This is a genomic window from Vibrio sp. VGrn 2, from assembly GCF_009361695.1.
In the GTDB taxonomy this organism is placed as follows: domain Bacteria; phylum Pseudomonadota; class Gammaproteobacteria; order Enterobacterales; family Vibrionaceae; genus Vibrio; species Vibrio diabolicus.
Map to the genome: position 1 here is coordinate 24,654 of NZ_RBWD01000014.1, position 14,813 is coordinate 39,466.

Below are 14,813 nucleotides of genomic sequence, written 5' to 3' on the forward strand. Positions count from 1 at the left end.
GTTTTAATGCATTCTATTAATTCAATCACACGTACTAAGGGACGAGCTATGGCTTTCAATTTACGTAACCGCAACTTTTTGAAGCTATTGGATTTCTCAACCAAAGAAATCCAGTTCTTGCTCGAACTGTCTGCAGAGCTAAAAAAAGCAAAATATGCAGGAACAGAGCAGAAGACACTTCAAGGTAAAAACATTGCACTCATCTTTGAGAAATCTTCGACTCGTACCCGATGTGCGTTTGAAGTCGCTGCTTTTGATCAAGGCGCTCAAGTCTCTTACATCGGCCCTTCTGGTTCTCAGATTGGCCATAAAGAATCAATGAAAGACACCGCGCGCGTACTTGGCCGCATGTATGATGGCATCGAATACCGCGGTTTTGGCCAATCCATTGTTGAAGAGCTTGGCACTTATGCTGGTGTTCCAGTGTGGAATGGTTTGACTGATGAGTTCCACCCAACCCAAATCCTTGCTGACTTCCTGACCATGCAAGAGTACGGACGCGGTAAGCAGCTGCATGAAATGACCTTCGCTTACCTAGGCGATGCACGCAACAATATGGGCAACTCGCTCATGGTGGGCGCCGCTAAAATGGGCATGGATATTCGCCTTGTCGCGCCAAAAGCGTTCTGGCCTGAAGAAGAGCTCGTGGCAACTTGCCAAACTATCGCGCAGCAAACTGGTGCAAAAATCACGTTAACAGAAAGCGTTGAGGAAGGTGTGAAAGGTTGTGACTTCCTATACACCGACGTTTGGGTGTCTATGGGTGAGTCTGCCGAGGCATGGGATGAACGTGTAGCGTTAATGACACCTTATCAAATCAATATGGACGTGATTAAGCAAACGGGCAATCCACATGTGAAATTCATGCACTGCCTTCCAGCTTTCCACAATGATGAAACCACCGTCGGCAAAGAAGTCGCTGAAAAATACGGCATGAAAGGCCTTGAAGTAACAGAAGAGGTATTTGAGTCAGAATACTCCATCGTATTCGACGAAGCTGAAAACCGTATGCACACCATCAAAGCCGTGATGGTAGCGACATTAGGAAGCTAAACTAGCAAGCCAAAACAGCCGCTAAAAACCATGATGTAATCGCTTGCGCTCACGAAAGTTAAGCGTATAATGCTCGGCAATTTGTCTGAGGATTAAGAAATGACCAAGCTAATTGCCGACATGAAAACGCGATTTGCTCTAGCTAAGCGACTACGCTTACGTGGTGTTATTTTCGTTAATTCTATTGAATTTTAAAACCTCCCCATTTGGGGAGGTTTTTTTATGTCCAAAATTCCTTTCGGCAATTTGGATGTAGTCATCAATGTTATAGGGAAGAAGATCATGGCGAACTCGCTTTACCAGAAGCACATCATCTCTATTCCAGAGCTTTCACGTGAAGAGCTGGAACTTATCGTAGAAACAGCAGGCAGCCTTAAAAAAGCACCTCGACCAGAACTGATTAAAAACAAAGTCGTTGCCAGTTGTTTCTTTGAACCATCAACGCGTACTCGCTTGTCGTTTGAAACAGCGATTCAACGCATTGGTGGTGACGTGATTGGCTTTGATAATGATGGTAATACCTCTCTGGCGAAAAAAGGCGAAACACTCGCAGATTCAGTACAGGTCATCTCTTCTTACGTCGATGCCTTTGTGATGCGCCATCCACAAGAAGGCGCCGCTCGCTTGGCCTCTGAATTCTCAAATGGCGTGCCAGTGATCAACGCTGGTGACGGTGCAAACCAACACCCAACTCAAACGCTACTCGACCTATACACCATCGCGGAAACACAAGGTCGTCTAGACAACTTGAACGTCGCGTTCGTCGGTGACCTAAAATATGGCCGCACGGTGCACTCTCTGACTCAAGCATTAGCGAAGTTTAATAACATCCGCTTCTTCTTTGTTGCACCAGAAGCATTGGCAATGCCAGATTACATCTGCGAAGAGCTAGACGAAGCAGGCATTCAATATAGCCTGCACACAGACATGGAGAGTGTGATTCCTGAACTGGATATTCTGTACATGACGCGCGTACAGAAAGAACGCTTTGATGAGTCGGAGTACGCGCACATTAAATCGGCGTATATTTTGACAGCGGCATTACTCGAAGGGGCGCGCGAAAATCTAAAAGTACTCCACCCACTACCACGTGTGGATGAAATCACAACCGATGTTGATAAAACGCCTCATGCTTACTTCTTCCAGCAAGCTCAAAATGGCGTATACGCTCGCCAAGCACTGTTGGCGCTTGTTCTAAACGAAACACTGTAATCGAGGAGAAAACCCATGGCTAAAGAAACTCAATTGCAGGTAGAAGCAATCAAAAATGGCACAGTCATCGACCACATCCCTGCGCAAATCGGCATCAAAGTATTAAGACTGTTCGATATGCACAATTCATCACAGCGCGTTACGATTGGTCTGAACTTGCCATCATCGGCACTCGGTCATAAAGATCTACTGAAAATAGAAAATGTGTTTATTAATGAAGAGCAAGCGAGCAAGTTGGCGCTGTATGCTCCTCACGCGACCGTGAACCAAATCGAAAACTATGAAGTGGTGAAAAAGCTCGCGTTAGAGCTTCCAGAGCGCATCAATGATGTCTTCGAATGCCCAAATTCAAACTGTATTTCTCACAATGAGCCAGTAGAAAGCAGCTTTAGCGTATTCGAAAAGAAACAAGAAATCCGCCTAAAGTGTAAGTACTGCGAGAAAGTGTTCTCACGTGAGATCGTAACCGAACGATAAACACACCGTACGACTGGGCGTGATACGTTTAAAATACCCCGCGATGCCGGGGTATTTTACTCTTTACCTACCACGGGTTTAGAGGCAAACTGAGAATCTTTATTCCCTACAACTGATGGAAAAATCAAATGACGAAAGTACTTCACACTGAATCTGCACCAGCAGCAATCGGTCCTTACGTTCAAGGCGTAGATCTAGGTAACATGGTTCTTACTTCAGGCCAAATCCCAGTAAACCCAGCGACAGGTGAAGTGTCTGCTGATATCGCAGAGCAAGCTCGTCAGTCTCTAGAAAACGTAAAGGCTGTGGTTGAATCTTCAGGCCTTAAAGTGTCAGATATCGTGAAGCTAACGGTTTTTGTTAAAGACCTAAACGACTTTGGCACGGTGAACGAAGTTTACGGCAAGTTCTTTGATGAGCACGGCGTAGCAAACTACCCTGCACGTTCTTGTGTAGAAGTGGCTCGCCTACCGAAAGATGTTGGTATCGAGATTGAAGCAATCGCAGTTCGCAAATAATTGCACTTGCTGACAAACATAAAAAAACGGGTAGCTCAGGCTACCCGTTTTTTATTGTCTTTTCGTGATGATATCGCAGTAAAACTTAAGCAGCATTACGCTGTTTGACTTCTTCATCTAACGATTCAAGCTTCTCTTTCATCTGTTCACGACAGATATTCGCTAGCTCGCGAATGCCCTCTTTACCATAGCCTTCAGTGCTGATTGGAGGTAGCATTTCAACAATCACATGACCATTGTTCCAACGGTTCAGCTTAATTTTATTCGTCGAGCTACATACGATAGGAATGATTGGCACACCTGCACCAATTGCCGCATGAAAAGCACCTGTTTTGAATGGCAGCAAACCACGCCCACGAGAACGCGTGCCTTCTGGGAACATCCACACCGAAACATCACTTTCTTTCATGCTGCTCACGACCTGATCGATAGTACCTTTTGCTTTAGAGCGATTCGCTCGGTCAATCAGGATGTTACCCGTAAGCCAGTAAAGCTGACCAAACAGTGGCATCCAAGCCAAGCTCTTTTTACCTACTGTCACAACTTTCGGGGTCACAGCAGCAGAAACAGTAAACATGTCCCAGTTGTTCTGGTGGTTAGCAATGTAAACATGTTGTCCGCGTGAATACGCATCTTCAGGGATACGCAGCTCTAACTTAATCCCAAATACACGAGACATCTTGGCAAACAAGCGGCCAAAAGTGAAAACGTGCTTAGGGTTTCGGGGGCTTAACAGGCAGTAACCACAACCACCAATAAACATAACAATCGCAAAGATAGCGACAGCAAATACACGTAACAGTGCAATCATTCTTGTTCTCCAGGAACCGGCTTTTGCCAGATACAGCTATTAATTTCTCTCTTTCCATAAAGGATAACTATGGTCATGAGAGTGATATAAAAAAGCCGAAACTCAGGTTTCGGCTCTCTTGATATCCAAGTTACCTGCGGTGCAGTTTAACTTGCCTCGCTCACTCGCTCAATATTTGCGCCAAGTGCAGCCAGTTTATTTTCGATTTTGTCGTAACCGCGGTCGATATGGTAAATACGATCAACGATGGTTTCGCCTTTAGCAATACAGCCCGCAATTACCAAACTAGCCGAAGCTCGTAGGTCGGTTGCCATGACTTGCGCACCACTTAATGACTCAACATCACCACAGATAACGGTGTTGCCTTCAATCTCGGCTTTCGCGCCCATACGCATCAATTCTGGTACGTGCATAAAGCGGTTTTCAAAGATAGTCTCAGTGATCACGCCGCCGCCTTTCGCCATCATGTTTAGTAGCGTAAATTGCGCTTGCATATCGGTCGGGAAGCCTGGATGCGGCGCTGTACGTACACTCACTGCTTTCAGCTCGCGATCAGTCATATCAACTGAAATCCAATCTTCACCCGTTTCGACAAGCGCGCCAGCTTCTTCTAGCTTGGCTAAAACCGCTTCAAGCAAATGAGCGTTAGTGTTACGACATACTACTTTACCACCAGATACCGCGGCAGCGACAAGGAATGTTCCTGTCTCAATACGGTCGGCAACTACGTTGTGTTTACAACCACCTAGGCGCTCAACACCTTCAATCGTGATCGTATCTGTACCTGCACCAGAAATTTTTGCACCAAGCTTATTTAGGAAATCCGCTGTGTCTACAATTTCAGGTTCACGCGCCGCGTTGTCTAACGTTGTAGTGCCTTCAGCAAGTGCTGCAGCACACATGATGGTGATCGTCGCGCCTACGCTGACTTTATCCATCACGATGTGCGCACCTTTTAGACGACCATCAACCTCAGCTTTAACGTAACCATCTTCAAGCGTAATCGTTGCGCCAAGCTGCTCTAGGCCAGAAATATGCAGATCAACAGGACGAGCACCGATAGCACAACCGCCAGGTAGAGAAACCTGACCTTGACCAAATCGCGCTACGAGCGGACCCAAAGCCCAAATAGAAGCACGCATGGTTTTCACCAAATCATACGGTGCGCAGTACTCAGTAATGCTACTAGGATCGACGTGAACAGAACCATTACGGCTTACTTTCGCGCCTAAACGCTTAAGCAGTTCCATGGTTGTATCGATATCACGAAGGTGTGGCACGTTTGCCACTTCTACAGGCTCTTCCGCCAAGATAGACGCAAATAAAATCGGCAGTGCTGCGTTTTTTGCACCGGAAATGGTCACTTCACCAACGAGTGGTTTATCTGACCCAATAACTCGAAACTTTTCCATCAATAAACCTTAAAGCGACATCAGTTTCTTATCACGAGCCCACTCTTCTGGTGTGAACGCTTTAATTGATAATGCGTGAATGTCGTTACGCTGGATGTATTCCATCAGAGGACCATAAATTAACTGCTGCTTCTTAACGCGGCTCATTCCATCGAAACAAGCATCAACAGCAACCACCTCATAGTGGCTACCTTCACCTTTTACATGCACTTCTTGAAGGTTTAGTGCTTCTTCTAATAACTGTTGTACTTTTGCGCTATCCACAATTTACCCCTGATAATTCTGTATGTGTTTGGCCACTAAAGATTCAACATTGCTCAGTTGAAACAAAGTGCGCAGTTGCGCCGGCACGAAACTGAGCATTATATGACAGTTTTGCTTTTTTGCATGCTCTAATAAGTGGATTAACATCACCATTCCTGCAGAGTCGACGCGCTCTATCTCTTTTAACGAGCATTCCAGCTCAGCTTGAGCTGGTTGCCATTGCTGAGCATACGCCCACAATGAGGGCACTGTATCTCGATCAAGTGCCCCTGTTAGCTTAAGAATGTTTTGATCTAATTGCCACTGAGCGGGAGTCTGGGCCATTATTTCTTCGCCTCAAAGCGAACCGGTTCCGCAGCTAATTTTTCTAGATCTTTCGCGACAGATAGAATGCCTTCTTGACGAATTTTGCTATTCCATTCTGACTGTTTACTAGAGAGTAAACTGATGCCTTCCGCAATCATATCGAACGCTTCCCACTCACCAGATTTGTTGTCTTTACGCAATTTGAACTCTAGCTTGATGTTTGGACGCGGCGTATCGATGATATCAACTTTAATACTGGTGATACGCTTAGAGTCATCAACGCTAGGCTCAGGACCAAATTCAATTTGTTGGTCACTGTATTGCGTTAGCACTTGGGCATAAGAAGCAATTAAGTACGCGCGAAATGCATCGATAAACTCAAGTACGTCTTCACGTTTCGCTCCTTTTAGGTTTGGACCTAGGAGCTTTAACCCAGCATAGCGGTAGTTGACGTAAGGCATTAGCTCTTCTTCAACAATCACCTTGAGTAAATCTGGGTCTTGTTTGATTCTCGGCTGCTCAGCTTTTAATCTTTCGAACGTGACTTCAGCCACTTGCTTCATCATCTTATAAGGTTCAGTTTTATCCACTTCTGCTGCACTTGTACCAAACGCGCTAAACACAGCACAAACTGAAAGTAATAATCTCGCTAACATAGTTATTCCTTACTTGAATCGTCTGAACCACCTACGCTGTAAAGCACTTGACCAATTAAGTCTTCAAGCACGAGCGCTGATTTGGTGTCTTCGATGGTATCGCCATCGACCAGCATGACTTCATCGTCAAAAACAAAGCCTGGTACTAAACCAATGTATTGCTCACCAATCAAGCCAGACGTCAAAATTTGTACGCTCGACGTTTCTGGGAATTGATTGTATTTGCTATTGATCGATAGAGTTACAACAGGTAATAAGTTATCTGGGTTAAGTGAAATGTTGCTTACCCGACCAATCACAACCCCACCCACTTTTACTGGCGAGCGAACTTTTAAACTACCAATATTATCGAACTCAGCTTTGAGGGTATAAGTATCACCAGAGCCAATGCTTTTTACGTCAGCAACTTGAAAAATCATCACAAGAATCGCGCAAATTCCCGCTAATACAAAGCTGCCAACCCATAATTCAGTTTTACGTGTTTGTTGCATGATTAATTCCCAAACATCAATGCGGTCAGTACAAAGTCTAGTCCTAGTACTGCTAAAGAAGAATGCACAACAGTGCGCGTAGTTGCTCGGCTGATCCCTTCCGAAGTTGGAATAGCATCATAACCATTAAATAGAGCGACCCAAGTAACCGTAATTGCAAACGCAAAGCACTTGATCATACTGTTACCAATATCCTGTCCTAGTTCAACTGAGGACTGCATCGCTGACCAAAAACTGCCATGGTCAACACCTTTCCAGTCAACACCAACAAGCTGAGCACCCCAAATACCCACTGCCATGAAAATCATAGCCAGTAATGGCATTGAAATAGCACCAGCCCAAAAACGTGGCGCGATCACTCTTTTCAGAGGATCTACCGCCATCATTTCAAGGCTAGAGAGTTGCTCCGTCGCTTTCATCAAACCTATCTCTGCAGTTAACGCAGAGCCTGCACGACCAGCAAACAGAAGTGCAGTGACAACGGGCCCTAATTCACGTAGCAATGAGAGCGCCACCATTTGCCCCAAACTGCCCTCTGCGCCGTAATCCACCAGCACAACATAGCCTTGTAGGCTCAAGACCATACCAATGAACAACCCAGATACGACGATAATCGCCAGAGACTGGACGCCTACGGAATAAAGTTGTTTAACGAGCAAAGGAAAGCTTTTAAGCGGTTGTGGCTTAGTAAACAGCGCCCCAATCAGCATGAAAGTCGCACGACCAAATGCTCCGCAGATGGAGAGCGTTCGTCTACCTAGTGAGGCGACAAAATGCATAAAGTTATCGACCATCAAATAAGTCCTTTTCGATACTTTGAGAAGGGAAGCGAAACGGTACAGGACCATCTGCATCACCTTGTAAGAACTGCTGAACGCGAGGGTCAGGATTCTGATTAAGCTCTTCTGGTGTGCCAAAAGCGATAATTTTGCCATCGGCCATCAGATAAACCCAATCGGCAATACTCATCACTTCAGGCACGTCGTGAGAAACGACTATAGAAGTTAAACCTAACGCTTGATTTAGATTACTAATGAGCTCAACCAAGACACCCATGGTGATCGGGTCTTGTCCGACAAATGGTTCATCATACATGATTAAATCGGGATCCAGGGCGATCGCACGCGCCAACGCAGCGCGTCTAGCCATGCCACCCGATAGCTCGCTCGGCATCAATTGTGCCGCGCCGCGTAGACCGACGGCTTCAAGCTTAAGCAACACCATGGTACGAATCAGCTCTTCAGATAAATTCGTATGCTCTCGCAATGGGAAGGCAACGTTATCAAAGACATTCAAATCAGTGAATAAAGCTCCTGATTGAAACAACATGCTCATTTTCTTTCGAGCATGGTAGAGTTTTTTACGCGAGAGAGAGGGAATATTGTCGCCATCAAACCAGATCTCTCCTTGCTCGGGATACAACTGACCACCAATTAAACGCAGCAGTGTAGTTTTACCTATTCCCGATGGTCCCATAATGGCCGTCACTTTGCCCTCAGGAACATGCAGATCAATACCATCAAAGATCTTGCGCTCTCCCCGTGAAAAAGTGAGGTTGTTCACGGTGACTAAATCGTTGTTCGACATATCATCTCTTCTACTGTCGGAGCGTTGCAACTCACGGCATCATCAACCAGACACACAACGGAGTTGAATTTCACGTTTAATAAAGTAACGTCGGTACATTTATTAGGCTGCAATCATAAGCACATTGGCTTTGAATTTAAAGCACTGTTCAATTAAATAAAGTCGAGTATATACCTGCAATTTTTTGTGGATTACGATCAAATCAGCGCAAAGTGTTTAAATCCTAGACAAGAATTGCTGATTTAAATGAACGACATTTGCATACATTTTCGTTACTAACCTTTAATTTATTCGTCGTTTATCTTCCATTTTAGGCCGCAAAAGGTCAAAATTAGCGGTTATTCATTTTACTTATTTAATACTTAGGAATTCTCATGCTCGAAGCCGTAGCGTTGCTTATAGTCGGTCTTGTTTTGCTCGTATGGAGTGCAGATAAACTTGTTTTTGGTTCTGCAGCGATAGCCCGCAACGTCGGTATTTCACCTCTTGTCATCGGCATGACAATCCTTGCGATGGGCTCTTCTGCGCCAGAGATGATGGTTTCTGCAACCGCAGCCTGGGACGGAAAAACCGATACTGCAGTGGGTAACGTTTTAGGCTCAAACATCGCGAACATCGCGTTAATCCTAGGTATTACAGCACTCATCAAGCCTCTGTCGATTAGCTCCGCGGTCATCCGCCGGGAACTGCCATTAATGATTGCAGTAACAGTACTCGCCGGTATTCTGCTTTGGAATAGCCATCTCGGTTTTTATGAAGGTGTCTTATTGTTTGTACTCTTTGGAGCATTTTTATTTGCTATGTTGCAGATCAGCCGCAAAGAACAAAAATCAGGTGATGTTTTTCTTGATGACCAAGAGTCAGAGATCCCAGAAGGCGTCAGCAACCCTAAAGCGATCATGTGGGTGGTTATTGGCCTGATACTGCTTCCTTTGGCAGCAAGCATGCTAGTGGATAACGCGGTGATTATTGCGAAGTATTTTGGCATGAGCGATCTTGTCATCGGCCTGACTATCATTGCCATCGGCACTAGTCTACCTGAGCTCGCAGCATCGCTTGCTGGTGTTTTAAAAGGTGAAGACGACATGGCCGTCGGTAACATTATTGGCTCGAATGTGTTTAATATTCTGGCCGTAATGGGCATTCCTGGCATCATTAATCCATCGGTGCTGAGTGAGTACGCGATGGGACGTGACTTCTGGGTCATGTTAGGCGTTTCACTGTTACTTGTCGCGATGTGTGTGGGTAAATCACGCAGTATTAACCGTATTGAAGGTGCAATCTTGTTTGCATGCTTCCTAGGTTATCAAGTGTACTTATTCGCAAACATGGCCGCTTAATTACCACGATAAATAAGTAGAGAACTGATATGTCCAATCAATTTGATTTTCGCGCTGCTGCTAAACAAGTTCTTGATATCGAAGTTGCTGCTCTGCAAGAGCTGGATACCTACTTTGATGATCAATTTGAGAAAGCGTGCGAACTGATCCTTTCCAACAGCGGCAAAGTAGCCGTTATGGGTATTGGCAAGTCAGGCCACATCGGTAACAAGATTGCTGCGACTCTGGCAAGCACGGGGACTTCTGCGTTTTTCGTTCACCCTGGCGAAGCAGCACATGGCGACTTGGGCATGATCAGCCCTGGTGACATTGTGCTCGCAATTTCTAACTCTGGTGAGTCAAACGAAATTCTGTCTCTATTTCCGGTATTAAAACGCCTGAACATCAAGATAATTAGCATGACAGGCAAGCCAGAATCCAATATGGCAAAACTGTCTGACTTGCACCTGCAAATCACGGTACCTCAAGAAGCTTGCCCACTAGGGTTGGCACCGACCAGCAGTACCACGGCCACATTAGTAATGGGAGACGCATTAGCCGTAGCCCTACTTCAAGCGCGTGGTTTTTCTGCCGAAGATTTTGCCCTATCTCATCCAGGTGGCGCGTTAGGGAGAAAACTGCTGCTTAAGTTGTCTGATATTATGCACTTTGGAGAAGCGTTACCTAAAGTTTCTCCAAACGCATTGATTCGCGATGCCCTGCTTGAAATTTCAGAAAAAGGGCTAGGCATGACCGCTATCGTCGATGAACACGATGCTATGCTTGGTATATTCACCGATGGTGATTTACGTCGCACCTTAGACAAACGCATTGATATTCATACGACCGCGATTGGCGAAGTCATGACGACAAATCCAACCACAGCGCACCCTGATATGCTAGCGGTTGAAGGTTTGAACTTGATGCAGAATAAAAATATTAACGCTCTGATTTTATGTAAAGACGAAAAAATTGTGGGTGCACTGAACATGCACGATTTACTAAAAGCTGGCGTGATGTAATATCAGCACAAACATTTAAATCATTTATTACACAAATAAAGGCAATGGTCAGGGAAGTACTGAGCTAAACGATAGGCCTTCATTATATGAGTTTTACTCGCCTTATTTATTTGCTCTTGATCTTCGTTGTCGCATGGTGCGGTTATTACCTACTGACCCCAAAAGGCAACGAAGCAATTCAAGTAGCACCAGATTCTGAACTGCCCATGTTCAGTGGTACTGGACTGGAAAACATCACCTATGGTGAAGATGGTGTCCGCAGTTACATCATCCGCTCCACGAACTTAGACCATTATGCTAAGAGTGGAGATACCATTTTTAATAACCCGACTTTGATGGTTTACCGTGAAGGTAGCGTCATTGAATGGAAGGTGACGGCCACAAGAGCCGTGTTAGATGAAGACCAAGTCTTAACGTTATATGACAAGGTCTTAATGCAAAATCTTCTGCCTGGTGCGAGCTTTGATACCATGGCAACAGACAAGTTAGTCATTAATCTAACCAATCGTGATTTTAAAGCCGATCAACAGGTCATGTTGGTTGGGCCACAATTTGAAACTACTGGAGGCGCAATGCAAGGCAACTTAAAGCAGCATACCGCAACTCTGACAGACGAAGTTCAAGGTCGATATGAAACCGTTACACCTTAGCCTACTGGCACTGGTATTGGCGGCGCCTCAAGCGCTGGCACTTAAGTCGGATACTCAACAACCGGTTTACATTAACTCTGACACCCAACAGGTGGATATGAAGAGTAACCAGGTTATCTTTAAAGGCGATGTATCTCTTAAGCAAGGTAGCATCAATATCGATGCTGATAGAATCGTGGTAACGCGCGATCCTAAAACCGAAGCCATCAAACAGATTCAAGCATTTGGTAAACCTGCGAAGTTTTCTCAGCTGATGGACGATGGTAAGACACTGAGTGGTCAAGCTGTGGAGCTGGATTACCGTATTTCTACAGACGAATTGACCATGAAAGGTCAAGCGCAACTGGCACAAGACAACAACACCATCAAAGGTTCTTCGATTCGTTACCAAATTGGTAAACAAAAGCTAGTCGCTGATAGCTCTAAGGAAGAGCGCGTTACGACCATTTTGCAACCCAATCAGATAGAGAACTAATATGGCAGTACTGAGTGCGAAAAACTTGGCGAAAAGCTACAAAAAGCGCAAAGTCGTAACCGATGTTAGCTTGGAAGTTGAATCTGGTCAGATTGTTGGGCTGCTAGGCCCAAACGGCGCAGGTAAAACCACCTCGTTTTATATGATTGTCGGCTTGGTGCCACGAGATGAAGGCACCATCACCATTGATGATAAAGACATCAGTATTCTGCCGATGCACAGTCGTTCGCGTCTCGGGATTGGCTACCTTCCGCAAGAAGCGTCGATTTTCCGTAAGCTGTCGGTGGAAGATAACATCATGGCCGTACTCGAAACTCGTCAAGAAATGACACGTGAAGAGCGCCAAGATAAGCTGGAAGATTTGTTGGAAGAATTCCACATTCAGCACATCAGAACCAGTGCAGGTATGGCACTATCAGGGGGTGAGCGACGCAGAGTGGAGATCGCTCGCGCTTTAGCAGCCAACCCTCAATTCATTTTGTTGGATGAACCTTTCGCTGGTGTTGACCCAATCTCGGTTAATGACATCAAGAAAATCATCGAGCATCTACGCGATCGCGGCCTCGGAGTGTTAATCACTGACCATAACGTGCGTGAAACACTGGACGTATGCGAAAAAGCCTATATCGTAAGCCAAGGGCACCTAATTGCATCGGGAACTCCGGCAGAAGTTCTCAATAATGAACAGGTGAAACAAGTTTATCTCGGCGAACAATTCCGTCTATGATTATATTAGGAACGGTAAGATTCTGAGCATTACAAGGTAAGTAACACTGAATGAAACCTTCATTACAACTCAAGCTAGGTCAACAGTTAGCCATGACGCCACAGTTGCAACAAGCGATTCGCTTACTGCAACTGTCGACACTCGATCTTCAACAGGAAATCCAAGAAGCCTTGGATTCAAACCCATTATTGGAAGTTGAAGAAGGCCAAGATGAGCCTCTAGCAAACGGTGAAGATAAATCAGCGGTCGAGGCTGCTGATAGCAACAGTGCTAACGAACCAGCAGACATTGACGTTCCAGACAGTTCAGACGTAATTGAGAAGTCAGAGATCAGCTCTGAACTTGAAATCGATACCACTTGGGATGACGTCTACAGCGCGAATACCGGTAGCACTGGCTTAGCTCTTGACGATGATATGCCCGTCTACCAAGGCGAAACCACGGAATCATTGCATGACTACCTAATGTGGCAGCTTGACCTGACACCATTCAGTGAAACCGATCGTACGATTGCATTAGCGATTATTGACGCTGTTGACGACTACGGTTACCTAACCCTATCTCCTGAAGAAATTCATGAGAGCTTCGATAACGAAGAGATTGAGTTAGACGAAGTAGAAGCCGTTCGTAAACGTATTCAGCAGTTCGATCCGCTCGGTGTGGCATCACGCAACTTACAAGAGTGCCTACTGCTACAGCTGGCGACTTTCCCAGAAGACACGCCATGGCTTGCTGAAGCCAAAATGATTCTTGCGGATCATATTGATCACCTGGGGAACCGTGATTACAAGCTCGTCATCAAAGAGACTAAGCTGAAAGAAGCCGATCTCCGTGAAGTCCTCAAACTTATCCAGCAGTTAGATCCTCGTCCCGGTAGCCGTATCACACCGGATGATACTGAGTACGTAATTCCAGATGTGTCCGTTTTTAAAGACAACGGCAAATGGACTGTTTCTATCAACCCAGATAGCGTTCCAAAATTAAAAGTTAATCAACAATATGCTCAATTAGGCAAAGGCAATAGCGCGGATAGCCAGTACATCCGCAGCAATTTGCAAGAGGCAAAATGGTTAATTAAGAGCTTAGAGAGTAGAAACGAGACGCTACTCAAAGTTGCAAGATGTATTGTTGAACATCAACAAGATTTCTTCGAGTATGGTGAGGAAGCCATGAAGCCAATGGTACTAAATGATGTAGCCTTGGCAGTGGACATGCATGAATCCACGATTTCTCGTGTAACAACACAAAAATTTATGCATACACCACGTGGCATTTTTGAATTGAAGTACTTCTTCTCTAGCCATGTTAGTACTGACAACGGCGGAGAATGTTCGTCAACAGCAATTCGCGCACTCATTAAAAAACTGGTCGCAACAGAGAATACTGCTAAGCCATTGAGTGATAGCAAGATTGCTGCTCTTCTGGCTGACCAAGGGATTCAGGTCGCGAGACGTACGATAGCCAAATATCGAGAATCCTTGGGAATTGCCCCTTCAAGTCAGCGTAAACGCCTATTATAAGGCACTAACTGAAAAGGAAAGTCTATGCAAATCAATATTCAAGGCCATCACGTTGATCTTACCGATTCAATGCAAGACTATGTAAATTCTAAGTTTCAGAAGCTCGAAAGGTTCTTCGACCATATCAATCAAGTACATGTTGTACTAAAAGTTGAAAAAATCACTCAAATCGCGGAAGCTACGCTTCATATAAATCAAGGCGAAATCCACGCATCAGCTGATGACGAAAATATGTATGCCGCGATCGATTCGCTGGTAGATAAATTGGTTCGCCAACTCAATAAGCACAAAGAAAAACTAAACAGTCATTAAT

General features: G+C 45.1%; 20 protein-coding genes. 12 read left to right on the forward strand and 8 right to left on the reverse strand.

Annotation, left to right across the window (positions count from 1 at the left end; translation table 11 throughout):
- Positions 1-48 precede the first annotated feature (48 nt).
- The 5 genes from D8S93_RS19690 (at position 49) to D8S93_RS19710 (ending at position 3,260) form a co-directional block, all read left to right on the forward strand.
- Positions 49-1,053, forward strand: a complete 1,005-nt coding sequence (locus D8S93_RS19690; RefSeq protein ID WP_104969825.1) for an ornithine carbamoyltransferase — start codon at positions 49-51, stop codon at positions 1,051-1,053.
- Positions 1,054-1,152: 99 nt separating this feature from the next.
- Complete coding sequence (locus tag D8S93_RS19695) at positions 1,153-1,248, forward strand: hypothetical protein (protein ID WP_031780631.1); 96 nt, start codon at positions 1,153-1,155, stop codon at positions 1,246-1,248.
- 87 nt (positions 1,249-1,335) lie between these two features.
- On the forward strand, positions 1,336-2,265 hold the full coding sequence (pyrB, locus tag D8S93_RS19700) for an aspartate carbamoyltransferase (RefSeq protein WP_005397473.1): 930 nt from the start codon (positions 1,336-1,338) through the stop codon (positions 2,263-2,265).
- Positions 2,266-2,280: 15 nt separating this feature from the next.
- A complete protein-coding gene (gene pyrI, locus D8S93_RS19705) occupies positions 2,281-2,742 on the forward strand; it encodes an aspartate carbamoyltransferase regulatory subunit (RefSeq protein ID WP_005381086.1) in 462 nt (153 codons plus the stop codon).
- Positions 2,743-2,870: 128 nt separating this feature from the next.
- Positions 2,871-3,260 carry a RidA family protein gene (locus D8S93_RS19710; protein ID WP_005381087.1) on the forward strand — a complete coding sequence of 130 codons (390 nt, stop codon included), beginning with the start codon at positions 2,871-2,873 and terminating at the stop codon, positions 3,258-3,260.
- A gap of 85 nt (positions 3,261-3,345) precedes the next feature.
- On the opposite strand, the gene D8S93_RS19715 is transcribed toward D8S93_RS19710, so the two are convergent.
- The 8 genes from D8S93_RS19715 to mlaF form a co-directional block, all read right to left on the reverse strand.
- Positions 3,346-4,071: a 1-acylglycerol-3-phosphate O-acyltransferase gene (locus D8S93_RS19715; RefSeq protein ID WP_005381088.1), complete on the reverse strand. Its 726-nt coding sequence runs from the start codon at positions 4,069-4,071 to the stop codon at positions 3,346-3,348.
- A 146-nt stretch (positions 4,072-4,217) separates the two neighbouring features.
- On the reverse strand, positions 4,218-5,483 hold the full coding sequence (gene murA / locus D8S93_RS19720) for a UDP-N-acetylglucosamine 1-carboxyvinyltransferase (protein WP_046873610.1): 1,266 nt from the start codon (positions 5,481-5,483) through the stop codon (positions 4,218-4,220).
- Between the two features lie 9 nt (positions 5,484-5,492).
- Positions 5,493-5,747 (reverse strand): BolA family iron metabolism protein IbaG, encoded by a 255-nt coding sequence (ibaG, locus tag D8S93_RS19725; protein ID WP_005396230.1) that lies wholly within the window; start codon positions 5,745-5,747, stop codon positions 5,493-5,495.
- Between the two features lie 3 nt (positions 5,748-5,750).
- Positions 5,751-6,071, reverse strand: a complete 321-nt coding sequence (locus D8S93_RS19730) for a lipid asymmetry maintenance protein MlaB (RefSeq protein ID WP_005396231.1) — start codon at positions 6,069-6,071, stop codon at positions 5,751-5,753.
- The gene (gene mlaC, locus D8S93_RS19735) at positions 6,071-6,709 is read right to left on the reverse strand and encodes a phospholipid-binding protein MlaC (RefSeq protein ID WP_152815008.1); all 639 of its coding nucleotides are present in this window, start codon (positions 6,707-6,709) and stop codon (positions 6,071-6,073) included. The genes D8S93_RS19730 and mlaC overlap by 1 nt, the downstream gene beginning before the upstream one ends.
- Positions 6,710-6,711: 2 nt before the next feature.
- Positions 6,712-7,200, reverse strand: a complete 489-nt coding sequence (gene mlaD, locus D8S93_RS19740; RefSeq protein ID WP_012841383.1) for an outer membrane lipid asymmetry maintenance protein MlaD — start codon at positions 7,198-7,200, stop codon at positions 6,712-6,714.
- A 2-nt stretch (positions 7,201-7,202) separates the two neighbouring features.
- Complete coding sequence (gene mlaE, locus D8S93_RS19745; protein WP_005396234.1) at positions 7,203-7,994, reverse strand: lipid asymmetry maintenance ABC transporter permease subunit MlaE; 792 nt, start codon at positions 7,992-7,994, stop codon at positions 7,203-7,205.
- A complete protein-coding gene (mlaF, locus tag D8S93_RS19750) occupies positions 7,984-8,787 on the reverse strand; it encodes a phospholipid ABC transporter ATP-binding protein MlaF (protein WP_005396235.1) in 804 nt (267 codons plus the stop codon). The genes mlaE and mlaF overlap by 11 nt, the downstream gene beginning before the upstream one ends.
- Before the next feature lie 374 nt (positions 8,788-9,161).
- Here mlaF and D8S93_RS19755 point away from each other — a divergent pair, with 374 nt between their 5' ends.
- The 7 genes from D8S93_RS19755 (at position 9,162) to hpf (ending at position 14,812) form a co-directional block, all read left to right on the forward strand.
- Positions 9,162-10,127, forward strand: coding sequence for a calcium/sodium antiporter (locus D8S93_RS19755; protein ID WP_152815010.1), 966 nt, complete (start codon positions 9,162-9,164; stop codon positions 10,125-10,127).
- Positions 10,128-10,156: 29 nt separating this feature from the next.
- The gene (kdsD, locus tag D8S93_RS19760) at positions 10,157-11,128 is read left to right on the forward strand and encodes an arabinose-5-phosphate isomerase KdsD (RefSeq protein WP_047009142.1); all 972 of its coding nucleotides are present in this window, start codon (positions 10,157-10,159) and stop codon (positions 11,126-11,128) included.
- Between the two features lie 86 nt (positions 11,129-11,214).
- Entirely contained in the window at positions 11,215-11,778 is a 564-nt protein-coding gene (gene lptC, locus D8S93_RS19765; protein ID WP_152815012.1) for an LPS export ABC transporter periplasmic protein LptC, read from the forward strand.
- On the forward strand, positions 11,759-12,253 hold the full coding sequence (gene lptA / locus D8S93_RS19770; protein ID WP_005396239.1) for a lipopolysaccharide transport periplasmic protein LptA: 495 nt from the start codon (positions 11,759-11,761) through the stop codon (positions 12,251-12,253). Before lptC ends, lptA begins: the two co-directional genes overlap by 20 nt.
- Position 12,254: 1 nt before the next feature.
- Positions 12,255-12,980, forward strand: a complete 726-nt coding sequence (gene lptB / locus D8S93_RS19775) for an LPS export ABC transporter ATP-binding protein (protein ID WP_005396240.1) — start codon at positions 12,255-12,257, stop codon at positions 12,978-12,980.
- Positions 12,981-13,030: 50 nt separating this feature from the next.
- A complete protein-coding gene (locus tag D8S93_RS19780) occupies positions 13,031-14,500 on the forward strand; it encodes an RNA polymerase factor sigma-54 (protein ID WP_152815014.1) in 1,470 nt (489 codons plus the stop codon).
- 24 nt (positions 14,501-14,524) lie between these two features.
- Entirely contained in the window at positions 14,525-14,812 is a 288-nt protein-coding gene (gene hpf / locus D8S93_RS19785; protein ID WP_005381114.1) for a ribosome hibernation promoting factor, read from the forward strand.
- Position 14,813 lies beyond the last annotated feature (1 nt).